Genomic DNA, 24326 nt, shown 5'->3' with positions numbered 1-24326 from the left:
CCGACGACAACGCTGAGGAGTGCATGTGCCGGTTATTTCGGTGATCGTCCCTTTCCACAACGTCGAGAAGTACATCGGTCCCTGTCTGGACTCCATCTCCGAGCAGACGCTGTCCGACCTGGAGGTCATCTGCGTCGACGACGGCAGCCGCGACGACGGGTACACCGAGGTCGAGGCCAGGCAGGCGGCCGATCCCCGGATCCGTCTCATCAGGCAGCCCAACCAGGGCGTCGGACGCGCCCGCAACGTCGGCCTGGTCCAGGCGACCGGCCGCTACCTGGCCTTCGTGGACGGCGACGACACCGTGCCGCGGGAGGCGTTCAAGCGGCTGGTGTCCTCGCTGGAGTCCACGGGCTCCGACCTGGCCTGCGGGAACGTCATGCGGCTCTACCGCAACCTGCTCATCCCCTCCTGGGCGCACCGGGAGGCGTTCGCGACGCCGGTCAGGCGTACCCACATCACCCGCCACCCGCTGCTGATCCGTGACCGCATGTTGTGGAACAAGGTCTACCGCCGCACCTTCTGGGACCGGCTCGGCCTGAGCTTCCCCGAGCGCATGTACGAGGACCAGCCCGTCGCCATGGCCGCTCACGTGGGGGCCCGCTCGGTCGACGTGCTGTCCAAGGTCGTCTACCACTGGCGGCAGCGCGACGAGCCCGGCTCCTCGATCACCCAGCGCCGCCTGGAGCCGGGCAACCTGCGCGACCGGTTCCTGTCGGTGCTCCAGACCGCCGACCTGCTCGCCCGCGAGGCGCCGAAGCTCAGGCACGACTTCGACTGCGACACGCTCGACATCGACCTGACCGTGGCCGTCGAGGCGGCCGCGACGAAGGGCGTCGGGCCCGAGCTGCTCGACCTGATGGTGCGCTACCTCGACGGCGTGTCCCGCGAGTCCTGGCTGAGCGCGCCGTTCGAGCACCGGCTCCAGGTCCACCTGCTGCACCGGCGGCGGCTGGCGGAGCTGGCCGAGGTGTTCGAGCAGGCCCGCGAGGGGCGGCTGCAACCGCGCATCAACCCGTCCGGCCTCCTGCGCCGACGCTGGTACGGCCGCCACCCGGCGATGCCCGGCCACCTGTCGGAGGTATCCGCCGAGCTGACGCTGACCGCCCGCCTGGTGTCGCTGGAGTGGCGTGACGACGTGCTGACCGGCGTCGGCCGGGCGGCGCTCGGCCGCTTCGACGCGGGCGCGCTGCGCCGGGTGCGCCTGTCGGCCTGGCTGGCCGAACGCGCGACCGGCGAGATCATCCGCCTGTCGGATGCGGAGAGCGTCCCCGCCTGGGAGAACGCCGAGCTGGAGGAGGGCGTCACGGCGCCCGAGCACGCCTTCCCCTTCGACTTCGCCTTCGACCCCGCCGCGTTCACGCCGGCCCAGCTCGCCCGGCGCGGCCACTGGAACCTGTACGTGCATCTCAAGGGCCACGGGCTGAAGCTCGACGCGAAGGTGGCCGGGCCGCGCTGGTTGCCGCCGCCGGTGCCCGCGCCGCGCCGCAGGTCGGGCGTGTGGCTGGTGCCGGCGCGCAGCTCCAAGGGCGCCTGGGGGCTGCGGCTGCGGCACGCCCAGGCGGTCATCGGCGAGTGCCGGGTGGACGACGGCGACCTGGTCTTCTCGGGCCGGATCAACGACCTCGGCGACGGCGAGCCGGTCGTGCGGCTGCGGCGCAAGAGCGACGGCGAGGAGATGTACTTCCCGGTCGCGCTGGCCGGCCAGGACTTCTCCGCGCGGGTGCCGCTGGCCGGGATCGACGAGTGCGTCGGCCGCGAGTCGTGGTGGGAGGTCGTCCTCGACCAGGGCCGGCTCATCCGGCCGCTCATGCGGCGGGCCGAGCGCCAGGTCGCCACCGTCGACGACCGGCGCTTCCTCATCGACCGCAGCGAGGACGGCTGCCTGCTGCTGGCCGAACGCTGACCGCCGCCGTTCAGCCGAGGATGCCGGCGAGCGTCTCGACGACGCGGTCCTGCTCGTCGTGGGTCAGGTCGGCGAACAGCGGCAGCGACAACTCCTCGGCGTAGTACGCCTCGGCCCGCGGGCACAGCCCACGCCGGTAGCCGAGGTCCTCGAACACCGGGTGCCAATACGCCGGGATGTAGTTGACCTGCACCCCGATGCCCGCGGCCCGCATACGTTCGTAGACCTCCCGCCGGCGCCCGTCGCGCACCCTGACCGGGTAGAGGTGCCAGCTCGGCGTGACGTAGGCCCGCTGCGCGGGCAGCGTGAGGCCGGGCACGTCGGCGAGCAGCGTGTTGTAGCGGGCGACCAGCGCCGCGCGGCGGGCGCGGAAGCGTTCGAGGCGGCGGAGCTGGCTGACGCCGAGCGCGCACAGCACGTCGGGCAGCCGGTAGTTGAGCCCGAACTCGTGCACCTCCTGGTGCCAGCCGCCGTGACCGGGGTCGCGCTGCTCGGCCGGGTCCCTGACCAGGCCGTGGTTGCGGAAGCGGGTGGCCCGTTCGAGGTGGGCGGGATCGGCCGCGGCCACCGCGCCGCCCTCGGCGGTCGTCACGGTCTTGGTCGGGAAGAACGAGAACGTCGTCAGGTCGGCCACCGAGCCCACCGGCCGGTCCTTGTACGACGCCCCGATCGAGTGCGCCGCGTCGGCCACCAGCACCGCGCCGGCCCGGTCGGCGAGCGTGCGCAGCTCGTCGTAGTCGGCGGGATGGCCCGCGTAGTCGACGCCCGTGATCGCCCGCGTCCGCGGTGTGACCAGGGCGGCGGCCGAGTCGGGGTCGATGTTGCCGGTGTCGGGCTGCACGTCGGCGAAGGCCACCCGCGCGCCGCCCAGCACGGCCGTGGCGGCCGTGGCGACGAACGTGAGCGGCGAGGTGATCACCTCGTCACCGTGGCCGACGCCGGCAGCCGCGTAGGCGACGTGCAACGCGGCCGTGCCCGATGTGACCGACACGCAGGGCACGCCGCCGGTCCACAGGGCCAGCTCGTCCTCGAACAGCCTGACCGCGGGCCCCGTGGTCAGCCAGTCGCCGCGCAGCACCTCAACAACCGCCTCGATGTCGGACTCGATGATGGACTGCCGTCCGTAGGGCAGCATCAGCCGGCCACCATGTCGCGCAGGTCGTGCACGGACAGCCAGCGGTCGTTGGTGTCGGAGCGGTAGGAGAAGCCCTCGGGCAGCAGCTCGCCGGTCTGCGGCGCCTCGTAGCCCCAGGTCGCGATCGTGGGCTGGACGACGTAGCGGTCGGTCAGGCGCAGGGTCCTGCGGCCGTCGTCGGGGCCGATCATCTCCTCGTGCAGCTTCTCGCCGGGCCTGATGCCGATCTCGTAGACCGGGCTGTCGGGGGCCAGCGCCTCGGCCAGGTCGGTGATGCGCATGCTGGGGATGCGCGGCACGTAGAGCTCGCCGCCCTGCATGAGGTCGAAGGAGTCGACCACGAACCGCACGGCCTGGTCGAGGGTGATCCAGAACCGGGTCATGCGCTTGTCGGTGATCGGCAGGCTGCCACCCTGCTCGGCCAGGCGCAGGAAGAACGGCACCACCGAGCCCCTGCTGCCGACGACGTTGCCGTAGCGGACGACGGCGAAGCGGGTCTTGTGGGCGGCGGCGTAGTGGTTGGCCGAGACGAACAGCTTGTCGGCGACCAGCTTGGTGGCGCCGTAGAGGTTGATCGGGCTGCTGGCCTTGTCGGTGGACAGGGCGACGACCTTGCGCACGCCGCTGTCGATGGCCGCCTCGACCACGTTCTGGGAGCCGGCGACGTTGGTGCGGACGTACTCGAACGGGTTGTACTCGGCGGTGTCGACCTGCTTGAGCGCGGCGGCGTGGACGACGTGCTCGACGCCGTGCATGGCACGGGTGAGCCGGTCGCGGTCGCGTACGTCGCCGATGAACCAGCGCAGGCGTTCGTCGTCGCCGAAGAGCTGCTTGAGCTCGTACTGCTTGAGCTCGTCGCGGGAGAAGAGCACCAGGCGGCGCACCCCGAGCGAGTCGAGCGCGTGGCGGACGAACGCCTTTCCGAAGGACCCCGTTCCCCCGGTGATCAGAATGGACGATCCACTGAGAATGCTCACGCGGCCCCCTGAAATCGCGCTGACGAACCATGGTCGTTCAAGCTGGCCGGTAGCATAGCGCGATCGGTCAACCACGTATGGTCACACAGGGGAATGTGGTTTTGATGCGTATTGTCGGAATCATCCAGGCTCGGATGGGCTCCACGCGGCTGCCCGGGAAGGTGCTGCGCGAACTCGGCGGGCGTTCGGTCCTGGGCTGGGTCGTACGCGCCGCGCGCGAGTCGCGGGCGCTCGGCGACCTCGTGGTGGCCACGACGACGCAGGCCGCCGACGACGCGGTGGCGGCCGAGTGCGACCGGCTCGGCGTGGCCTGTCACCGGGGGCCCGTCGACGACGTGCTCACCCGGTTCATACAGGCGCTGGCCGGTCGTGACGCCGACGCGGTCATGCGCTTCACGGCCGACTGCCCCCTGCTCGACCCCGTCGTGATCAGGGAGTCGGCGCTGGTCTTCCGCGCGCTCCCCGGGCTCGACTACCTCAGCACGAGCCTGGCCCGGACGTTGCCGCGCGGGCTCGACGTGGAGATCGTGGGCGCGGCGGCCCTGGCGCACGCCGACGCCGAGGCCACCGGCTACCACCGCACCCACGTGACCTCCTACGTCTACGCCCACCCGGGCGAGTCGCGGCTGCTCGGCCTCGCCCACCCGCCCGCCGCCGACGACCTGCGGGTCACGCTCGACACCGAGGACGACTGGCGGCTCATCACGCGGGTGGTCGAGCAGCTGGGCGACGGCTGCGTCCCGGTCCGTACGCTGGTGAGCTGGTTGCGGGCCCGGCCGGAGGTCTGCGAGCTCAACGCCCACGTACGCCAGAAGGAGCTGCAGGACGCATGAGCGGGCGGGTGGGCGTGCGCTGCGACGCCGCGGCAGGGAGCGGGGCCGGTCATCTGGTGCGGTGCGTGGCGCTGGCCGAGGAGCTGGGCGCGCGGGGCGTGGAGGTGGTCTTCCTCGGCACGGTCTCCGGCTCCGAATGGGCCCTGGCCCAGCTCAGCAGCCGCGGCCTGCCGCTGGTGACCGCCCCGGCGGGGCCTGACCGGCTGGCCGCGCTGGCCTGTGAGCTGCGGCTCGACGCGGTGGTGCTGGACTCGTACGAGCTGCCGGAGGGCACGGGCGCGGCGCTCAGGGCGGCGGGCTTCCCCGTGCTGGCGATCGTCGACGGCGACCCGCTCGGCCAGGAGGCCGACCTCTACCTCGACCAGAACCTCGGCGCCGAGGACCGGCCCTTCCCGTTGCCCCGCGACGCCTGGCGGCTCGCCGGCACCCGGTACGCGCTGCTGCGCGACAGCGTCCGCGGGCGGCGGCGGGTGCGGGTGCCGCGGCCGGAGCCGCGGGTGTTGTGCTTCTTCGGCGGCACCGACAGCGCCCGCGTCGGCCCCGCCTGGGCCGAGGCGCTCACGTTCACGAGGGTGCCGTTCCGGGCCACCGTGGTCAGCCCGGAGCCGTTCGAGGCGGGTGAGGACATCACGGTCATCCCGCCCACCGACCGCCTGCCCGAGCTGATGGCCGCCGCCGACCTCGTGGTCACCGCCGCGGGCTCGGCCATCTGGGAGCTGCTCCACCTCGGGGTGCCCACGGCGCTGAGCTGGGTCGCCGACAACCAGCTCATCGGCTACCGGGCGCTGGTGGGCCGGGGCGTGGCCGCCGGGCTGGGCCGGGCGGCCGACGCCGAGGCCGTCGGCGTGCTCGCCCGCCTGCTCGCCGACCCCGCGCTGCGCGAGGAGCACGGCAGGCGGGGCGGCGGGCTGGTCGACGGCAAGGGCCGGGAGCGCGTCGCCGACGCCTTCCTCGACCTGTGGATCAGATGAGGTCCCAGGTCAGCGGCGTGCCGAGCGCCGCGTCGCGGGTGAACCGGCGGCCGGCGACCTCGTCGATGGCGTCGGGGCGGCGGCCGCCGGCGGGGCGGATCGACCGTACGTTGTCCCTGGTCACCGCCTCGCCCGCCCGTACGTCGCGGACCACGTAGAGGGACCGGCGGAAACGCAGGCCCTCGCGCTCGGACTCGCGCGGCCCGAGCACCGGGCTGCCCAGCGACTGCCAGGCCCGCTCGCTCTCCTCCACCAGCGCCGCCAGCTCGGGCGGCTCCAGCGAGAAGGCGGCGTCGACGCCGCCGTCGGCCCGCGACAGGGTCACGTGCTTCTCGATCAGGCACGCGCCCAGCGCGACCGCCGCCAGCGCGGCCCCGATGCCGGGGGTGTGGTCGGAGACGCCGACCTCGGCGCCGGTGAGCGCGGCCAGCAGCGGCAGCGAGCGCAGGTTGCTCTCGGCCGGCGAGGCCGGGTACGAGGCGGTGCAGGACAGTACGGCGAGCTGCGTGCAGCCGGCCTGGCGGGCGGCCGTCACCGCGGCCTCGATCTCGCCGGCCGTGGCCATGCCGGTGGAGATGATCAGCGGCTTGCCGGTGGAGGCGGCCAGCCTGATCAGCGGCAGGTCCACGATCTCCGACGAAGCGATCTTGTACGCCGGCGCGTCGAGCTTCTCCAGCAGCTCGACGGCGGTCGGGTCGAAGGGCGCGGAGAAGGCCAGGAGCCCGTGCTCGCGGGCCCGGTCGAAGATCGGCTCGTGCCACTCCCAGGGGGTGTGGGCACGTTCGAACAGCCGGTAGAGGTTGGCCCCGCCCCACAGCTCGTGCCCGTCGCCCACGCGGAAGGCGGGGCCGTCGGCGTCGATGGTGATCGTGTCGGGCCGGTAGGTCTGCAACTTCAGCGCGTGCGCCCCGCCGGCCGCCGCCGCGTCGACGATGGCGAGGGCCCGCTCCAGGCTCCCGTTGTGGTTGCCGGACATCTCGGCGATCACGAACGGCGGCCGTTCGGCCCCGATCGTCCGCCCTCCGATGGAGATCATGCTCGTTCCTCCTTGTTCAGCTCGGTGACCACGACCGCGCGCGGCACCCCGTCGACCGGACGCCGGTAGAGGCCGATCTCGGCGAACCCGAACCGCTTGTGCAGCCGCCGTACCGGCTCGTTGTCGGCCAGCACCTCGCCGCGCAGGGTCGTCAGGCCGAGCGGGCCGAAGGCGTGGTCGATGGCGGCCCGTTCCAGGCCCACCCATGCCCGCAGCAGCGCCCCGGAGCGTTCGAGGCCGTCGAGGTCGAGGTAGAAGCCCCAGTAGCCGCTCCCGCCACCCAGCCCCGAGTACGTCACCACCCCGGCGCCCACCCCGTCATGGTCGTAGATCAGCACCCGCTTGGCCGTGTCCGCCCGGACGGTCGCCCACCAGCGGGTGTGCTCGTCCTCGGCGATCTCGTGGCCGGTGAAGCTGGCGGCACGCACCCGCGGGTGGTTGCGCCAGCGGCGCATAACGGGCAGATCATCGTCCTGGACGCCTCTCAGCACCGCTCCCCCTACTGTTCGTGCTTAGTGCATTGCACAACGTAGCGGATTCCATGCCGGGTAAAGAGCTCATCAGGGACGGGCATCGGGCGCGGAATCGGACGGGCGGTCACGGCATGCTGCCCTCGAACGCCATCCAAGAAAGCCGAGGAGCGTCATGATCCCCCTGCTCAGTGTCGTGGTACCGGTCCACAACGTGGAGCCGTACCTGTCGGAGTGCCTGGAATCGCTGGCCGCGCAGACCATGGAGGACTTCGAGGTCATCCTGGTCGACGACGGCTCGATCGACGGGAGCCGCCGGATCGCCGAGGACTTCATGGCCCGCGACTCCCGCTTCAGGCTGGTCGAACAGCAGAACATGGGACCGGGGCCGGCACGCAACGAGGGGCTCGGGCGGGCCAGGGGCACCTTTCTCGCCTTCGCCGACAGCGACGACGTCGTGCCGCCGCACGCGTACGAGGTGCTGATCGCCAAGCTGGGGGAGACCGGCTCCGACCTGGCGTGCGGCGCGGTCCTGCGCCTGGTGGACGGCGAGCTGGAGGAGTCGATCCTGCACGAGCGGGTCTTCCGGCGACCCCAGCTGTGCACCCACATCACCGACAAGAAGGTCCTGGTCAGGGACCGTACGGTGTGGAACAAGGTCTACCGCGCCGACTTCTGGCGGCGGCACGGGCTGCGGTTCCCGGCCGGCATCTACGAGGACGTGCCGGTCGCCATGCAGGCCCACGTCCTGGCCACGGGCGTGGACATGGTCGACGACGTCGTCTATCACTGGCGCAGGCGCGAGGAGGGGGAGAACTCGATCACGCAGCGCCGTTCCGAGCTGCCCAACCTGCACGAGCGCCTGGCCGCCATCCACTCGGTGCGCGCCTTCCTGGAGGACGGCGCGCCCGAGCTGCTGCCCGAGTTCGACGCGCTGGTGCTGGAGAAGGACATCGTCTTCCTGTTCCAGGCGCTGGAGGCGGCGCAGGAGGCCGGTGAGGACCTGGTGCCGCTGCTGGCGCTGTCCGACGCCTGGTTGGACGAGCTCAGCCCCCGGGCGCTGACCACCGCGCCCTCGCTGCGCCGCCTGGAGCTGCATCTGCTCAGGCGCGGCCTGATCGGGGAACTGCGCTCGGTGCGGGACTTCCGCCGCAGCCGCGCGGACGGCACGCGGGTGCGCCCGCGCGGCTTCCGCAACGTCAACTGGTACGGCGACTACCCCTACTTCCGCGACCGCCGCCGGCTCGGCATCCCCGACGAGGTCTACGACGCCCGCGAGGAGCTCAAGCTGATCGCCAAGGTGGACGACTGCGCCTGGACGGGCACCGAGTACCGCGTACGGGGCCAGGTGGCCATCCACCGGGTCGAGCGCAAGGTCGGCAAGGTGAGCGTGTGGCTGAGCGACGGCCGCCGCCGGGTGCCCCTGGAGGCGCGGCGTGTCGGCCGCCACGGCGTGGTGGCCGGCATCGATCCCCGGGTGCTCGAAGGCGGCGGCCCGAACTGGCGGCTCCAGGTCAAGGCCGAGACCCGGGGACTGGTGCTCAAGGGCTGGTTCCGGGACGGTGACGCGTACGCGCCGTGGCGGTTTTCCGTGCCGGGTTGGTCAAGAAGCGGCATGGACATCCCCCAGTAGTTCCAGACAGTAATCGCCGGACGGCCTTCCGTGGCCATCCTGGATCCATGAGGACCTATTCGCTGGATGACGTCCACGAGACACGCAAGCGGAGAGACTCCTGGTGGACCGTGTATTTCGTGGATCCGGTCGCCTGCCGGGTCGCCCTTCCCGTCGCCAACCGCACCCGTATGACCCCCAATGGGCTCACGGTGTTCTCGCTGGTCCTCGGCATGGTGTCGGCAACCTGTTTCGCGCTGAACCACCTTGTCGCAGGCGCCCTGATGTTCTATCTGAGCTTCATGGTCGACTGCGTGGACGGCAAGATCGCCAGGCTCAAGGGCACGGGGACGCCCTTCGGACTCTGGCTGGACTACGTGGGGGACCGGGTCAGGGTGGTCCTGTGCGCCGGGGGGCTGGCGTACGGGCAGTACATCCTGACGGAGGATGTCCGCTACGTGCTGCTCGGCGCGTCGGTGGCCGTGCTGGACCTGTTCAGGTACGTCAACGCGCCGCAGATGAAGCGGGTGCGCGAGGCGGTCAGGGAGGAGCGGGGCGAGCCGGAGTTGCCCGGCGAGGACACCGTCCCCCTGGACCGGGCTCCTGTGGATCTCGGGCCGCGCATCCCCGCGGACCACGGGCCGCGCACTGGCGGTCGCGGGCGGCGGCTGCCTTCCTTCTTCAGGCGGCTCAACAGGTTCCTGGCCAGGCACCGGGTGCGTTCGCACCTGATCAGCGGCATCGAGTTCCATGCGGCGGTCTTCGTGATCGCGCCGCTGGCCGGGGCATGGGCGCTGATCCCGCTCTCGGTGACGGCCGGCGTCCTGCTCCTCGCCAACGAGATCTTCCTTGTCTACCGCATGTGGCTCTTCACGCGCAGGCACAGCGTGCCCTCCCAGGAGAGCCGAGAGCACGTTCTCGTCTAGTTTTTCGGGGGTTAGTACGAAATGTCCGACCGGCCAGTCTTCGTCATTGGATGCCCGCGGTCCGGCACCACGATGCTCCAGCTCATGCTCCACTCGCACCCGCGCATGGCGGTGCCGCCGGAGACGCGCTTCCTCGTTCCCGCTTATTACCGGCGCCGCACATGGGGTGACCTGCGGGTTCCCCAGCGGCGCAAGGCACTGGCGCAGTGGATCGCGACCGACCGCAGCACGAAGTTCCGCGAGCTCAAGATCGACAAGGACGAGTTCATCCGGCAGGCCGTGGAAGGGCCGGGCTCGCTCGGCTCGGTCATCGGCACGGCCTTCCGCATGTACGCCGACCGCTTCGACAAGGCCCGCTGGGGCGACAAGAGGCCCAGCTACGTCAAGCAGACCGACCTGCTGCTGCGCCTCTTCCCCGACGCCCAGTTCATCCACCTGATCAGGGACGGCCGCGACTGCGTGGCCTCCCTGAAGGAGATGCCCTGGTACACGCTGGACTCCTTCCACGCGGTCTCCACCTGGGCCGAGGCCATCGACGCGGGCGACCGGCTGCGGCGCACGCTGCCCGACGACACCTACTACGAGCTGCGCTACGAAGACCTCACCGACGACCCGATGACCGAGATGAAGAAGCTCTGCCACTTCCTGGAGGAGGACTTCGCCCCGTCGATGATCTCCCCCCGCGAGGCGGCCAGCCAGGCCGTCCCGCAGCACAAGGTCTGGCACAGCAACACCCACCGCGAGGTCACCCGCAGCCGGGTCGGAAGCTGGGCCAACCGCCTGGACGAGTGGGAGATCGCGCTGTGCGAGCACGTGCTCGGCGAGCGCCTCCTGGCCAACGGCTACGAGCTGACCGGCGCGCCCAGGCCGGCCAAGGAGCACGTGACGGCCTGCCAGAAGACCATGCAGAAGCGCAAGGCCAGCCGTTCCCGCAAGGCCATGCGCGACCGCTTCAACCGGCTGCGCGAGCCGAGCCCGGTCGGCGCCCTGCTGACCACCACGCAGCAGTCGCTGGCCGGCATCCCGCAGCAGCGGCCCGAGGTGACCGTCTAGCGCTCGATGTGCGCGAACAGGCACTCCCAGCGGTCCAGCACGTGGTCGAGGCGGAACGCCTCGGCCCGTGCCCGCGCGGCGGCCCCCAGCCGCCGCCGTTCCCGCGCCGACCCCATCAGTACGGACAACTCGGCGGCGAACGCGTCCACGTCCCCGGGCGGCACCCGTACCGGTCCCGCCGAGCGCACGCCGCCCGACACGTCGAACGCCACCGACGGCACCCCGTGCGCGGACGCCTCCAGCAGCACGACCGGCAGGCCCTCGTGCTCGCTGGTCAGCGCCACCAGCGAGGCGTTCAGGTACTCCTCACGCATCAGATGAGCGGGCACCAGGCCGCGGAAGACCACCCGGTCCGCGACGCCCTCCCGCGCCGCGTGCGCCCGCAGCCGCTCGCGTTCGAGGCCGTCGCCGATCAGGTGCAGTTCCCAGGACGGCGGCGCGTCGGCACGGGCGAACGCGCTGATCAGCCGGTCGAACCGCTTGACGCCCTCCAGCCGGCCCACGCCCAGCACACGCGGCACGTCGAGCGCCGACGTCTCCTCCGGCCAGGCGCCCAGCGGGTTGGGCACCGTGCAGGCGTTGGGCAGCAGCGCGTGCTCGGAGAAGGACCAGGCGTCGTCCTCGCTGAGGAAGAGGGCCTGGTCGAGGTCGGGGTAGTGCTTCTTGATCGAGCCGAGGTGCCAGGAGCCGCGGGCATGGTCGTAGGAGCCGTGGTACTGCCCGATCGAGCGGAATCCGGCGGGCAGCAGCCCCGACAGCCTGATCACCACCGACGGCGAGGTCATCACCGCGTAGCCGGACCCGACCGCGCCGAGCAGGTCCTTCATCCTGCGGTCGGCCAGGCGCCTGGTCAGCGCGCCCTCCGTGCCGGCCGGGCCGCCGACCACGTGTTGCCGGTAGCGGGGACGCTCGACGTAGCGGAAGGGCGTGGCGGCGCGGTAGAGGCCGACGACGTGCACCTCGTGGCCGCGTTCGGCCAGGCCCTGGGCCAGGGTGTGGGTGACCTGCTGGATGCCGCCGAGCGTGTCGGCGTCCAGGCAGGTGAAGACGACGGTCATCGGGCACGCCCCTCGAAGAAGTCGTCCACGATCCGGGCGGAGGCGTCCCCGTGTTCGTCGGCGCACCACAGGTCGCGGAAGGCGGCGTACCTGGCGGCGAAGTCGGCGTGCGCACCGGGAAGGTCGCGCAGCACGTCCACCAGCTCCCTCGTGGTCGTCACGCAGGGGCCCGGCGCGATGGCGGGCAGGTCGTGGTACACGCCGCGCTCGGTGAGCCGGTAGTCGTCCCAGTCGTCGATGAGGAACACCATCGGCTTGCCGGTCAGCGCGTAGTCGCACATCACCGAGGAGTAGTCGGTCAGCAGCGCGTCCGAGGCGAGCATGAGGTCGTTGATCTCCGGATACGACGAGGCCGGCCTGACGAAGTGCCTCAGACGCTCGGGCGGGTCGTACTTCTCCACCGGATGCGTACGCAGGACCACCACCCAGTCGCCGGCCAGCTCCCGGGCCATGAGCTCCAGGTCGGCCCGTACCGAGCGGCCGCCCGTCCGGTCCAGGTCGCGGTAGGTGGGGGCGTAGAGCAACATCTTCCGGCCGGGCGGGATCTCCAGCCGGGCCCGTACGTCGCCCGCCGGCTCCGCCTTCACCAGCGCGTCGCAGCGCGGCGTGCCGTACCGGTAGACCTTGCCGTCGTAGCCGTTGGAGGGCAGGAACAACCGGGAGAACTCCGCGCTCGCCGAGACCAGCGCGTCCCACCTGGCGACGGCGGCCCGCCACTGCGCGCGCGGCCGGTCGAAGTCGCCGCGCAGGTCGGGGGCGTCGAAGCCGATCGACTTGATGCCCTGCCCGTGCCAGGTCTGCAGGTAGCGGGTGCCCGGCGGCTTCGGGTAGTCCAGCGGGAAGCCGTGGCTGTCCACCCAGATCCCGGCGCGGGCCATCGTCCACAGGTAGCGCCAGCTTCCCCGGCGGACCAGCCGGGCGTCCCTGGGGAAGTTCTTGCGGTCCTTGGCGACCGACCAGACCACCTCGATCGGCAGTCCGCGCCGCCGCACCTCCTCGTAGATGGCCCGCGGGCTGCCGTTGCAGCCCTTGCCGACGTCCGACTCGAACAGGGCGAGGTCGTCGCGGCGCGGCACCACCCTGATCAGCAGCTTGTACGCGCGCAGCTTGTTGCCCGGCGTGTTGAGCTTCCGCAGCAGCAGCCGCTTGACCCGCCGCAGCACCGCGCGGGCGCGCGAGTGTGTGCGCACGGACAGATAGGCGGCGTAGCCCTCGGCCTTCACCGTGCAGCCGGACAACTCGATCGGTTCGAGGTTCGGGTCGACGATCAGCCGGTCGGTGGTGACGTGCCCGTCGGAGCGGCGCCGGAAGCCGACGCGCGGGTCGCTCCGGCCGCAGGGGGCGAAGACGACGTCGCTGACGTACCCGCCGTCCCCTGCCGGGACCGGCTCGATCGGCACCCGTTCCTGGCCCGCCTGGAGGAACGCCTCCCACTCCGCCGGCAGCACGCCGAACGGGTCGTACGTGCGCACGGTCATCCGCACCCGTTCGCCGCTCGTCGCCAGGGCGGTCACCTCGTGCCGCAGCCGGGAGTCGGTGTAGGGCAGCTCGGCCAGGCGCAGTTCGGTGATGTCCAGCCCCGGCGCGACCGTCGTGCCCCAGTACGTGCGCCCGTCCGCCTGGACGGCCGCCCGCGGCGCGGCCCGCGGCCCGGTCAGCGAGCCGGCCGCCAGGCGCAGGTCCTCGATCCGGTCGTCCAGGATGAGCCGGCAGCAGACCCGGTCCATCGGCTCGATCCGCTGGAACACCCCGTCCGGGATCTCCTCCAGGTACGGCCGCACGATCGAGGCGAACTCCTTCACCCACACCAGGTCGCGGGCCGGCAGCGGATTGAGGTAGACCCGCAGGTCCTGCCGCAGGAACCGGTACTGCCGGAGGGGCACCAGGTCCTCGGCGCCGTAGCCGCGCAGGATGTCGTCGCTCAGCCGGGCCGCGATCACCCGCTGCCGTACGTTGTCCAGTTCGTCGATGCTGAGCGAGATGGACTCGTTCGAGCAGGCCCGGTGCCAGTGGTAGACCACCCACGGCACGATCGCGAACCGGCGGGTCAGCGCGTACAGCTCGGTGGCGAAGACGTGGTCCTCGTAGTGGATGTCCTCGGGGAAACGCAGCACGTTGTGGCGCAGCCAGGCGAGGTTGTAGAGCTTGTTGGTGCTGAAGGAGTCGAGGAACAGCTCGGGCTCGGCGCGGATGCCCTCGACCACCCGCCGCCGGGCGAACAACGACGGATAGTACGGGCGCAGCCGTCCGTCCCGCTCGAACAGCCGGGAGATCTGCCCGGAGACGAAGTCGGCCCCGGTGCGCTCGATCTCGGCGAGCAGGCTCTTGCACGCGTGTCTGGGCAGCTCGTCGTCGCTGTCGAGGAACATGACGTACGGCGCGGTCGCGGCGTCGATCCCGTCGTTGCGCGGCGCCCCGCAGCCGCCGCTGTTGCGTTCCCTGCGCAGGTAGCGCACCCGCGGGTCGCCGGCCATGAGCCGGGCGGCCACCTCGGGCGTGCCGTCCGTGCTGGCGTCGTCGGAGATGATCACCTCCAGGTCGCGCAGCGACTGCCGCAACACGGAACGCACGGCCCTGGGCAGGCGGGCCGCGTCGTTGTAGGAGATCACGACAACGGTGCAGTCCGGCATCCCACGTCCCCCCAGAAATGACCTGCGGGAATGGCACTTCCCCCAGCGAGCGGGAAGTGTCCGGACTTGATATGGATTTTGCTAAAAATCAGCGCATAAGGCGACGAACCACCCAGATCAACAGCGCGAGCACCACGAGACCGCCCGCGATCGGCGCCAGCCGCTTGATCAGCGGCTGCCCGGCGATCTCCAGCAGGTCGAGCGCCTCCTCGTCGGGCGTGCGGCTGGTCCGCAGCGTGCCCGCCGGGCGTACGTCCTGCTCGGGCGCGGGCACCGCGCTCAGCCGCCGCTCCTCCTGCGGCTGCTCTTGTGGCTGCTCTTGTGGTTGTTCGGCCTGCGGCGGCTCGGCCTGCGGGACGACCGGCTCCACCATGGGCTCGGACAGGAGCTGGGCGAGGTTGCCGGCGAACCGGTCGATCAGCTTGGCCCCGACCTCGGCCATGACCCCGCGCCCGAACTGCGCCGGCCGCCCGGTCACGTTGAACGTCGTCTCCACGGCCACCGACGTGCCGCCGTCGGCCGGCGTCATGCGCGCCCTGACCGTGGCCGAGGCCGTTCCGGAGCCCCTGGCCTCCTTGCCCGACGCCTGGATCGTGAGCGTGTGAGCGTCCTTGTCCATGTCCTCGAACCTGGCCGAGCCGCGGTAGGTGACCGTGATCGGGCCGACCTTGACCTTCATCCGGCCGGTGAACTCGTCGCCCTCGAAGATGTCGAGCGTCGCACCGGGCAGGCAGGGCGCGACCCGCTCGACGTCGAGCAGCACCGCCCACGCCTGCTCGACCGGAACCGGGACAGTGAACTCGTGCTCGAACCGCATCGCCATTGATCCGCTCCTTCCCAGGTTGGTTGCGACACTACGTCGGGGCGGGGGCACCCCGGAAGGGGCGCCCCCGCCGTACTCAGGGCGACCCGGCCGCCGTGCGCACCGCCCGGTGGGTCAGGACCCTGGCCAGGTGGCGGCGGTAGTCGGGCTGGGCGTGCAGGTCGGCCGGGGGCGCGGGGCCGGCAGCGGCCTCCTCGCACGCCTGCCGTACCTGGTCGCCGAGCTCGACGCCCTGCAACGCGGTCTCGGTCGCGCGGGCGCGCACCGGGGTCGGGCCCATGTTCGTCAGCGCGATCCTGGCCTCGGCGATCGCGCCGTTGGAACGCCTGACCGCGGCCGCCACGCCGACGATCGCCCACGACTGGGCGGTCCGGTGGAACTTCTCGTAGTGGAAGCCCCAGCCCTCGCCCAGCTTCGGGATCTTCACCCCGACCAGGATCTCCCCGGCGCGCAACGACGTCTCCAGGTAGTCGACGAAGAACTCGGCGGCCGGGATCTCCCGCTCGCCCTGCGCCGACGCGGCCACGATCACGCCGTCCAGCGCCAGGATCGCGGCCGGCAGGTCGCCCGCCGGGTCGGCGTGCGCCAGCGACCCGCCGAACGTGCCCCGATGCCTGATTGCCGGATCGGCCACCGTGGCCGTGGCCAGCGCCACCAGCGGGGCCCCGGAGGTCACCACCGGCGCGCGCATGACCTCGTCGTGCGTGGTCAGCGCGCCGATGAAGACGTGGTCGCCCCGGTCGTGCACGCCGGAGAGACCGGGCAGCCGGCCGAGATCCACCAGCTTGGACGGGTACGCCAGCCGCAACCGCAGCAGCGGGAGCAACGACTGCCCACCCGCAAGGGCCTTGGCGTCCTCGTCGGAGGCCAGCTCCCGGCAGGCGTCGGCCAGGGACTCGGGACGCACGTAGTCGAACTGGGCGGGGATCATCGCCGCGCTCCTTCCAGCGCTCGCCAGACACGCTCGGGCGTGCACGGCATCCGGACGTCCTGGATGCCGTACGGCCGCAGCGCGTCCACGATCGCGTTCACGACCGCCGGGGTCGAGGCGATCGTGCCGGCCTCGCCGACGCCCTTGACGCCCAGCGGGTTGCCCGTCGAGGGGGTCTCGGTCCGGTCGGTCGTGAACGTGGGCAGGTCCGCCGCCGACGGCAGCAGGTAGTCGGCCATGGTCGTGGTCAGCAGGTTGCCGTCGGGGTCGTACACGGCCTCCTCGTACAGCGCCTGCGCCACGCCCTGCGCGATGCCGCCGTGCACCTGGCCCTCGACGATCAGCGGGTTGATCACCTTGCCGACGTCGTCCACGGCCACGTACGAGCGGATCCGGGTCATGCCCGTCTCGGTGTCCACCTCCATCGCGCACAGGTGGGTGCCGTGCGGGAAGGAGTAGTTGTCCGGGTCGAACGTGGCCTCGGAGTCGAGCCGCGCCTCCACGCCGTCGGGCAGGTCGTGCGCCACGAACGCGGCGTAGGCCAGCTCCTGGATCGTCCTGCTCGACCCGGTGCCGCGTACCGTGAACGCCCCGCCGCCGAACTCCAGGTCGTCCGGCGAGCATTCCAGCATGTGGGCGGCCAGCGTACGGGCCTTCTCCCTGACCTTCTCGCACGCCCGCAACACCGCCATGCCGCCCACGACCAGCGAGCGGGAGCCGTAGGTGTCCATGCCCTTGTGCGCGATCGCCGTGTCGCCGTGCAGCACCCGTACGTCCTCGAACGGCACGCCGAGCGCGTCGGCCACGATCTGGCTCCACGCCGTCACGTGCCCCTGGCCGTGCGGGGACGTGCCGGTGATGACCTCGACCTTGCCCGTCGGCAGCATGCGCACCGAGCCGTGCTCCCAGCCGCCCGCCCCGTAGTTGGCCGCCCCGAGCAGCCGCGACGGGGCCAGCCCGCACATCTCCGTGTACGTGCTGACGCCGATCCCGAGCTGCACCGGGTCGCCCCGGTCCCGGCGGTCGGCCTGTTCGGCCCGCAGCTTGTCGTAGCCGAACAACGACAGCGCCCGGTCCGTGGCCGCCTCGTAGTTGCCCGAGTCGTAGGTGAGCCCCGAGATCGTGGTGAACGGGAACTCCTCGTGCCTGATCCAGTTGCGCCGGCGTACCTCCAGCGGGTCCAGGCCCAGCTCGGCGGCCAGTTCGTCCATCGTCCGCTCGATGCCGAACGTCGCCTCGGGCCGGCCCGCGCCCCGGTAGGCGTCCGTGGGCATCTTGGTGGTGAACACGCCCGTGCAGCCGAACTCGTACGCGTCCATCTTGTAGATCGCGTTGAACATCGACGCCCCGAGCATCGGCACCCCCGGCGTCACCAGCATCAGGTACGCGCCCATGTCGGCCAGCAGGTCCACCTGGAGCCCCCGGATCCGCCCGTCGGCGTCGGCGGCGAGCCGGATGTGCTGGATCTGGTCGCGGCCGTGGTGCACGGTCAGGTTGCCCTCGGAACGGGACTCCGTCCACTTGACCGGCTTGCCCAACTTGCGGGCCATCAGCAGGCAGAGCACCTCTTCCGCGGTGACCTGCAACTTGGAGCCGAACCCGCCGCCCACGTCGGGCGCGATCACTCGCAGGTCGTGCTCGGGGATGCCGGTCACCACCGCCAGCATGACGCGCAGGATGTGCGGGATCTGGGTGGAGGTGTAGATCGTGAACGACTCGCCGTCGGTGTCGGCCAGCACCGCCCGCGGCTCCATCGCCGTCGGGATGAGCCGCTGCTGCACGTACGTCCGGTCGATGACGACGGCGGCGCCGTCGAACGCCGCGTCGAGGTCACCGGTGGTGATCTTCACGGAGAACGCCTGGTTGCCCGCCTCGTGCACCTTCGGGCTGTCCGGCGACAGCGCCTGGTTCATGTCGAGCACCGCGGGCAGCGGCTCGTAGTCGACCTCGATCGCGTCCAGCGCGTCGGCGGCCCGGTACCGGTCGGTCGCGACCACGCAGGCCACGGCCTCGCCGACGTACCGGACCTCGGAGGTCGCCATGGGCGGGTGGTCGGGGATGACGATGTCGTCGGTCACCGGCCACGCGCACGGCAGGCTGCCCTGCTCGCCGTCGAAGTCCTGGCCGCTGAACGCCGCCACCACGCCCGGCAGGTCGCGGGCCGCCGACACGTCCACCCGGGTGATCCGGGCGTGGGCCATCGGGCTGCGCAGGAACATCACGTGCAGCGCGCCGGGCCGGGAGAGGTTGTCGGTCCACCGCGTACGCCCCGTCAGCAGCCTGGCGTCCTCCTTCCGCCGGCGCGGCCGGCCCACCTCGTGCCCGCCGGCCTGGTCGCCCGTCAGGTCGCCCGTCAGGTCGCTCCCGGTGATCGGCTCGGTGCTCGGCTCGCTCACTGCGTCCTCACCGCCTGCCCCATCTCCTGCGCGCCGCGCTTCACCGCGCGCACGATGTTGCAGTAGCCGGTGCAGCGGCACAGGTTGCCCTCCAGCCCGTGCCTGATCGACTCCTCCGACGGGTCGGGGTCGTCCCGGAGCAGGTCGATCGCCGCCATGACCATGCCGGGGGTGCAGTAGCCGCACTGCAGCGCGTGTTCTTCGTGGAAGGCCCGCTGCATCGGGTGCATCGACCCGTTCGCGCTCAGGCCCTCGATGGTGACGACGTCGCAGCCGTCGGCCTGTACGGCGAGCACGGAGCAGCTCTTCACGCTCTTGCCGTCGAGCATGACCGTGCACGCGCCGCAGTTGCTGGTGTCGCAGCCGACCGGGGTGCCGGTCCGGCCCAGCCGCTCTCGTAGTAGATGAACGAGGAGGAGCCGCGGCTCGACGTCCTCCTCGTACTTGATCCCGTCGACGGTGACGGTGACTCGGGGCATACGTCCTCCCTCAGGAGCAGGGGGAAAGGCGGACACACCCGAACCTACGCCGGGGTTTTTCCCGGTCAAGGGTTACTTGCCGCGGATCGCCCGCGCGATGATCGCCACCATCCCCGCGAAGGCCAGCCCTACCACGGTCAACCCGATCAGGACCAGCGCATCTGTGATCCCGCGTGTCACGACGAGGATGCCGAGCACCACGAACAACGTGCCGCTGAGCAGGGCCATCCAGTCAGTCCTGTGCAGGCGCCGCACGCGCTCGACGTCACGCGCCACGGCGCACCTCCATGTCGCCGAGCCCGCCGCGCAGGTTCAGCACGATCGTGGCCGCCTCGCCGTCGGGCCTGACCTCGGGCTCCAGCACCTTGTCGAACCTGATGTCCACGCCGCCCCTGGTCGACTGGTCGATCTTGATGTCGCCGATCTTGTTCACGGCGTGCACCTCGACCCTGGCCGTCGGCGGCACGATCACCGTCAGCTCGCCCACCGAGACCCTGGCGTCGAACGTCAGTCTCGTCCCCGGCTGCATCTTCAGCTCCGTCAGGTCGAGTCTCCCGTCGCCGAGGCCGACGTCGTAGACCTTGCTCGCCTCGGCGGGCGTGGTCAGGTACCAGGTGGAGTCGCCGATGTTGCGCGGCAGGCCGCCCAGCATCAGTCCCGCGCCGATCATCAGCGCGACGGTGGTGCCGAGGGCGACGAGACCGGCGCCGCGGCCCCACCAGGCGGCGATGAGCAGCCCGGCGCCGATGGTGATGAGCACGGCGCCGCCGACGATGGTCGGGCTCACTCCCGCGGCCGACCTGGCCTGGACCGCCACGACGATCCCTCCAACTATGATCGCGAGCAAGATGGTGATGGCGCCGATGAACGACTTCGGGCGTCGCTTCGGCGGTGTGTGACCGGGGACCGGGCGGCCGTACAGGGCCGGGTCGTAGGGCGAGTAGCCGCCCCGCCTGGCCGGGTCGAGCGGGCGGTAGGGGCCCTTCGGGGCGAAGGGCTCGCCGTAACCGCTGTAGTCGACCGCCGTCCTGGGCTGGGGGCGGTAGGCGGGCGGCTCCTGCCGCGACGCCGCCTGCTGAGCGGCCGCCTCCGCCCGCGAAGCCTCGGTCCGCGGGGCCTCGGCCTGCGGGGCCTGCGGGGCCTGCGCCTGCCGGGTGGCGTCCTCGGGGATCTCGTGCTGGGCCGTCACCGCGGAGGCGGCCTCCATCGCCTGCGCGGCCTCGATCCGGGTCATCTCGGGCCGGTCGGCGTCGTCCCGTGCCGGTTCGTTCTCGTCCGTACGGGCCGCGTCGGGCTGACGTGAGGCCGACATCGCCCGCAACCGCGCGGCCACGGCCTCGGCGTGGGCGGCGGCCGTCGTCCTGGGAGTCGGGGCCGGAGCCGGGGGAGCGGCAGGGGGCGCGGACTCCGGGTGGGCCGTCGCGGTGCCGCCGAGGCCCGACCAGGTGGGCTCGGCCGGACGTACCGGAGGAGCGGGCTCGGACGGCGCGTACGACGGCGCGGGCGTCTCCGCGTCGGGGGAACGCCGGCGGCTGAGCCGCTCGGGCATCGACCGGGCGAGCCCCAGCAGGTCGACGCCGCTGGCGTGGGCCGCGAGCAGCGAGACGGCCAGCAGCACGCTGGCCGGCAGCGTGCCGGTGTCGAGCCACACGGTGGCGAGGTTGAGCGCGAGGCCGAACCCGAGCACCGCCGTGAGCAGCGCCATCACCGCCTCGGCGTCGAAGTCGCGCCGGGTCCACTGTTCGATGATCCCCGGCCCGCCGTTGGGCTCCTTCATCAGCAGGAACGCCGCGATGTAGAGGAAGATCCCGATGCCGGAGCCGAGCAGGAGCACGGCGAACGCCACGCGGAACACCACGGGGTCGATGCCGGTGTGCCGCCCGAGACCGGCGCAGACGCCCATGAGGAAGCGCCCTTCGCTGCTGCGACGCAGCCCGCGGGGCGGGGCGGCGGGTTCCCGGGGCGGAGCTTCTGTCATACGACAATCGTGGACCGTCGGGCACGGTGCCCGCATCCGGGAGACCCCTGACTCGACCCTGGGGGTTGTTCCCTGATGCCCGAAGTGCCTCCGACATGTGACGATGGCGATGTTATGGCAGACCAGAAGACACTTGCCGAGCCCACCGGCGATCGACCCTATCGCCGGATGCTCCGCCCCATGGAGGGCCGCCTGCTCGGCGGCGTGGCCCAGGGGCTGGCGGCACAGCTCTCCCTCGATCCCATCGTGATCAGGCTGATGTTCGTGCTGCTCAGCGTCGTGGACGGGGTCGGCATGGTGGCGTACGCCGTGCTGTGGATGATCACTCCGCGGGAGCCGTACGAGGGGCAGCCGCCCCAGCGCGACTGGAGTCAGCTCGCCGCGTTCAGCGCGATCGGCGTGGCGCTGGCCGCGTTCGGCTGGCTGACCGGGGCCTCGAAGGGCGGGATCGGCATGTTGCCGTTCGCCGTCGGCGGGATCGGCGCGCTCATCCTGTGGCAGCAGGCCGATCCCGACCGCCGTAAGAGCTGGGTCCGCGGGGCCACCAAGAGCATCCGTACCAACCGCGTGCGCACGCTGCTCGGCGTGGCGCTGGTCGTCGTCGGCGCGGCCGGCTTCCTGTACGCCCAGGGCGAACTGGCCAGGGCCAGGCCCGGCCTGATGTTCACGGTCGTCGTGGTCGGCGGCATCGCGGTCATCGCCGCGCCCTGGCTGGCCGGCCTGTGGAAGGAGCTGCAGCTCGAACGGCGCGAGCGCATCCGGCAGGAGGAACGCGCCGAGGTGGCCGCCATGGTGCACGACTCGGTGCTGCACACGCTCACCATCATCCAGCGCGTCGCCCACGACCCCCGCGAGGTCACCAGGCTGGCCCGCGCCCAGGAACGCGAGCTGCGCAACTGGCTCTACCAGCCCGCCCAGGACGCCGACGCCACCGTGGCCGCCGCCGTACGCCGGATCGCGGCCGAGGAGGAGGACTCCCACGGCGTGCCCATCGAGGTCGTGTGCGTCGGCGACCTCGACCTCGACCCGCAGGGCAAGCTGGCCGCGATGCTCAAGGCGTCCAGGCAGGCGATGGTCAACGCGGCCAAATATTCTGAGAGCCCGGCCATCTCCGTGTACGCGGAGGTGGAGGGCTCGGAGGTGACCATCTTCGTCAAGGACCGCGGCAAGGGCTTCGACCTTGAGGCGGTGCCACTCGACAGGATGGGTATCAGGGAGTCCATCATCGGGAGAATGGAACGTCACGGCGGCACGGCCAGGGTCCGCACCGAGCCCGGCGAGGGCACGGAAGTGATGCTGACGATGAAGGTGGACAAGCAATGACACGCGTGTTGATCGTCGACGACCACCGGCTGTTCAGATCGGGCGTACGCGCGGAGCTGGGCGACTCGATCGAGGTCGTGGGCGAGGCCGAGGACGTCGAGTCGGCGGTCAAGGCCATCGCCGAGCACCAGCCCGACGTGGTCCTGCTCGACGTGCACATGCCCGGCGGCGGCGGCCAGGAGGTGCTGCGCCGCGTCCTCAGCACGGGCTCGCAGGTACGCTTCCTCGCGCTGTCGGTCTCCGACGCCGCCGAGGACGTCATCGGCGTCATCAGGGGCGGCGCCCGCGGTTACGTGACCAAGAACATCAGCGGCAAGGAGCTCACCGACGCCATCCGCCGGGTGGCCGACGGCGACGCGGTCTTCTCGCCCCGGCTGGCCGGGTTCGTCCTCGACGCGTTCGCCTCCTCCGAGGCGCCCTCGATCGATCCGGAGCTCGACTCGCTCACCCAGCGCGAGCGCGAGGTGCTGCGCCTGATCGCGCGTGGTTACGCGTACAAGGAGATCGCCAAGGAGCTGTTCATCTCGGTCAAGACCGTGGAGACCCACGTCTCGTCCGTGTTGCGCAAGCTCCAGCTCTCCAACCGGCACGAGCTGTCCCGCTGGGCCACCGCGCGCCGCCTCGTCTGACCCCCGGACGTCTACTCTCTGGACCGTTACAAGGTCGTTACGGCGATTCGTAGACGAATCGTGCGCCTCAGTAGTCACACATGGAAGGAGAAGCACATAATCCAGGAGTAATCCCCTTGAATCGCGTCCCCCGGTTGCTTGCCATGGTCGCACTGGTCTCCGCTGCGGCCTGTTCGGCAGAAGGCGTACCAGCCCCGCAGGCCTCGGCGGTCCGGACGACCGCCGCCGCGGGAGCCGCCGCGACCGCTCACATCGCCGCTCCGGCCAAGGCGGCCCCGGCCAAGAAGGTCAAGCTCGACATCGCCGACATCACGCCCTTGGCGGAGACGTCGGAGAAGGTCGGCGTAGGTTTCCCGATCATCGTCACGTTCGACCGGGACGTGAAGGACAAGGCCGCCGTCGAGGCGCTGCTGGAGGTCCAGGCCGACAGACCGGTAGAAGGCGCCTGGCGCTGGGTGTCGGCCCGTAAGGTCATCTACCGGACGAAGACGTACTGGAAGCCGCACCAGAAGGTGTTGTTCACCGCGCGTCTCAGCCAGCTCCCCGGCAACAAGGCCGAGGACGTCACCCGCCGCTTCGCCGTCGGCACCGCGAACATCTCGGTCGTCGACACCCGCAAGCACCAGATGAAGGTCTACCGGGACGGCAAGATCGCCAAGAAGATCGCGATCAGCGCCGGCCGCGGCGGCCTGCTGCGCAACGGCGTGGACGTCTACCTCACCACCAGCGGCGTGCACCTCACCATGGGCAAGAAGTCCGTCGAGACGATGACGTCGTCCTGGATGGGGGTGACCGACCCCAAGGACCCGCGCTACTACAAGGAGGAGATCCCATGGGCGGTGCGCATCTCCGACAGCGGCGAGTACGTGCACCAGAGCGCCGGCTACTACCAGTACCTCGGTCGTTCCAACCAGAGCCACGGCTGCGTGCGCGCCACCCCCGAGGGCGCCAAGTGGTTCTACGGCATCGCCCAGCGCGGTGACGTCGTCAAGATCACCGGCACCAAGCGCAAGCTCGACTGGCGCAACGGCTGGAGCTACTGGCAGCTCAACTGGACCCAGTGGAAGGCCGGCAGCGCCCTCAAGCCCTGACCCCCTGGCCTCACCTCAAGCCCATGACCCACCCGCCCGGGAGGGCTCCCACCCCGGAGCCCTGCCGAC

21 protein-coding genes are annotated in these 24326 nt (G+C 71.4%); 9 read left to right on the top strand and 12 right to left on the bottom strand.

All coding sequences use genetic code 11. From position 1 onward, the window contains the following. Positions 1-25: 25 nt before the first annotated feature. Entirely contained in the window at positions 26-1906 is a 1881-nt protein-coding gene (locus DMB42_RS41035; protein ID WP_185845130.1) for a glycosyltransferase family 2 protein, read from the top strand. A 10-nt stretch (positions 1907-1916) separates the two neighbouring features. Here DMB42_RS41035 and DMB42_RS41030 read toward each other — a convergent pair whose 3' ends face one another. Next, positions 1917-3041, bottom strand: a complete 1125-nt coding sequence (locus DMB42_RS41030; protein WP_125644524.1) for a DegT/DnrJ/EryC1/StrS aminotransferase family protein — start codon at positions 3039-3041, stop codon at positions 1917-1919. Next, positions 3041-4018: a UDP-N-acetylglucosamine 4,6-dehydratase (inverting) gene (pseB, locus tag DMB42_RS41025; RefSeq protein ID WP_125644522.1), complete on the bottom strand. Its 978-nt coding sequence runs from the start codon at positions 4016-4018 to the stop codon at positions 3041-3043. The genes DMB42_RS41030 and pseB overlap by 1 nt, the downstream gene beginning before the upstream one ends. A gap of 104 nt (positions 4019-4122) precedes the next feature. On the opposite strand from pseB, the gene DMB42_RS41020 reads away from it, so the two are divergent. Together DMB42_RS41020 and DMB42_RS41015 are read left to right on the top strand one after the other, a co-directional pair. Continuing rightward, the gene (locus DMB42_RS41020; protein WP_260478240.1) at positions 4123-4851 is read left to right on the top strand and encodes a cytidylyltransferase domain-containing protein; all 729 of its coding nucleotides are present in this window, start codon (positions 4123-4125) and stop codon (positions 4849-4851) included. Then, on the top strand, positions 4848-5822 hold the full coding sequence (locus DMB42_RS41015) for a PseG/SpsG family protein (RefSeq protein ID WP_125644518.1): 975 nt from the start codon (positions 4848-4850) through the stop codon (positions 5820-5822). The genes DMB42_RS41020 and DMB42_RS41015 overlap by 4 nt, the downstream gene beginning before the upstream one ends. Here the strand turns inward: DMB42_RS41015 and pseI are convergent. Then, a complete protein-coding gene (pseI, locus tag DMB42_RS41010; RefSeq protein WP_125644517.1) occupies positions 5815-6858 on the bottom strand; it encodes a pseudaminic acid synthase in 1044 nt (347 codons plus the stop codon). The genes DMB42_RS41015 and pseI overlap by 8 nt on opposite strands. Then, positions 6855-7349: a GNAT family N-acetyltransferase gene (locus DMB42_RS41005; protein ID WP_125644515.1), complete on the bottom strand. Its 495-nt coding sequence runs from the start codon at positions 7347-7349 to the stop codon at positions 6855-6857. The genes pseI and DMB42_RS41005 overlap by 4 nt, the downstream gene beginning before the upstream one ends. A 154-nt stretch (positions 7350-7503) precedes the next feature. Here DMB42_RS41005 and DMB42_RS41000 point away from each other — a divergent pair, with 154 nt between their 5' ends. The 3 genes from DMB42_RS41000 to DMB42_RS40990 are packed head-to-tail and all read left to right on the top strand — an operon-like array spanning position 7504 to position 10919. Further along, positions 7504-8961 carry a glycosyltransferase gene (locus DMB42_RS41000; protein ID WP_125644513.1) on the top strand — a complete coding sequence of 486 codons (1458 nt, stop codon included), beginning with the start codon at positions 7504-7506 and terminating at the stop codon, positions 8959-8961. A 47-nt stretch (positions 8962-9008) separates the two neighbouring features. Continuing rightward, positions 9009-9866: a CDP-alcohol phosphatidyltransferase family protein gene (locus tag DMB42_RS40995; protein ID WP_185845129.1), complete on the top strand. Its 858-nt coding sequence runs from the start codon at positions 9009-9011 to the stop codon at positions 9864-9866. 21 nt (positions 9867-9887) lie between these two features. Beyond that, on the top strand, positions 9888-10919 hold the full coding sequence (locus DMB42_RS40990; protein ID WP_125644511.1) for a sulfotransferase: 1032 nt from the start codon (positions 9888-9890) through the stop codon (positions 10917-10919). Here DMB42_RS40990 and DMB42_RS40985 read toward each other — a convergent pair. From DMB42_RS40985 to DMB42_RS40950, 8 genes are all read right to left on the bottom strand, one after another. Further along, complete coding sequence (locus DMB42_RS40985; protein ID WP_125644509.1) at positions 10916-11977, bottom strand: glycosyltransferase; 1062 nt, start codon at positions 11975-11977, stop codon at positions 10916-10918. The genes DMB42_RS40990 and DMB42_RS40985 overlap by 4 nt on opposite strands. Next, positions 11974-14607 carry a CDP-glycerol glycerophosphotransferase family protein gene (locus DMB42_RS40980; RefSeq protein ID WP_125644507.1) on the bottom strand — a complete coding sequence of 878 codons (2634 nt, stop codon included), beginning with the start codon at positions 14605-14607 and terminating at the stop codon, positions 11974-11976. The genes DMB42_RS40985 and DMB42_RS40980 overlap by 4 nt, the downstream gene beginning before the upstream one ends. Positions 14608-14695: 88 nt before the next feature. Beyond that, the gene (locus DMB42_RS40975; protein ID WP_125644505.1) at positions 14696-15430 is read right to left on the bottom strand and encodes an SRPBCC family protein; all 735 of its coding nucleotides are present in this window, start codon (positions 15428-15430) and stop codon (positions 14696-14698) included. 76 nt (positions 15431-15506) lie between these two features. Continuing rightward, positions 15507-16361 carry a xanthine dehydrogenase family protein subunit M gene (locus tag DMB42_RS40970; RefSeq protein WP_125644503.1) on the bottom strand — a complete coding sequence of 285 codons (855 nt, stop codon included), beginning with the start codon at positions 16359-16361 and terminating at the stop codon, positions 15507-15509. Continuing rightward, a complete protein-coding gene (locus tag DMB42_RS40965; RefSeq protein ID WP_125644725.1) occupies positions 16358-18706 on the bottom strand; it encodes a xanthine dehydrogenase family protein molybdopterin-binding subunit in 2349 nt (782 codons plus the stop codon). The genes DMB42_RS40970 and DMB42_RS40965 overlap by 4 nt, the downstream gene beginning before the upstream one ends. A gap of 47 nt (positions 18707-18753) precedes the next feature. Further along, a complete protein-coding gene (locus DMB42_RS40960) occupies positions 18754-19236 on the bottom strand; it encodes a (2Fe-2S)-binding protein (RefSeq protein WP_125644501.1) in 483 nt (160 codons plus the stop codon). A gap of 72 nt (positions 19237-19308) precedes the next feature. Next, entirely contained in the window at positions 19309-19512 is a 204-nt protein-coding gene (locus tag DMB42_RS40955) for a hypothetical protein (protein WP_125644500.1), read from the bottom strand. After that, positions 19502-21214 (bottom strand): PspC domain-containing protein, encoded by a 1713-nt coding sequence (locus DMB42_RS40950; RefSeq protein ID WP_185845128.1) that lies wholly within the window; start codon positions 21212-21214, stop codon positions 19502-19504. Before DMB42_RS40950 ends, DMB42_RS40955 begins: the two co-directional genes overlap by 11 nt. A 114-nt stretch (positions 21215-21328) precedes the next feature. Between DMB42_RS40950 and DMB42_RS40945 the strand changes: the two genes are divergently transcribed. The 3 genes from DMB42_RS40945 to DMB42_RS40935 all read left to right on the top strand — a co-directional run bounded on the left by DMB42_RS40945 (position 21329) and on the right by DMB42_RS40935 (position 24257). Next, positions 21329-22537, top strand: coding sequence for an ATP-binding protein (locus DMB42_RS40945; RefSeq protein WP_125644496.1), 1209 nt, complete (start codon positions 21329-21331; stop codon positions 22535-22537). Continuing rightward, positions 22534-23166: a response regulator transcription factor gene (locus DMB42_RS40940; protein WP_125644494.1), complete on the top strand. Its 633-nt coding sequence runs from the start codon at positions 22534-22536 to the stop codon at positions 23164-23166. The genes DMB42_RS40945 and DMB42_RS40940 overlap by 4 nt, the downstream gene beginning before the upstream one ends. 116 nt (positions 23167-23282) lie before the next feature. Then, entirely contained in the window at positions 23283-24257 is a 975-nt protein-coding gene (locus DMB42_RS40935) for a L,D-transpeptidase (RefSeq protein WP_125644492.1), read from the top strand. Positions 24258-24326 lie beyond the last annotated feature (69 nt).

It is taken from the genome of Nonomuraea sp. WAC 01424 (assembly GCF_003947315.1).
GTDB classification, from domain to species: Bacteria; Actinomycetota; Actinomycetes; order Streptosporangiales; family Streptosporangiaceae; genus Nonomuraea; species Nonomuraea spiralis.
The sequence above is the reverse complement of the archived record's forward strand: the minus strand, read 5'-3'. Positions and strand labels throughout refer to the sequence as shown.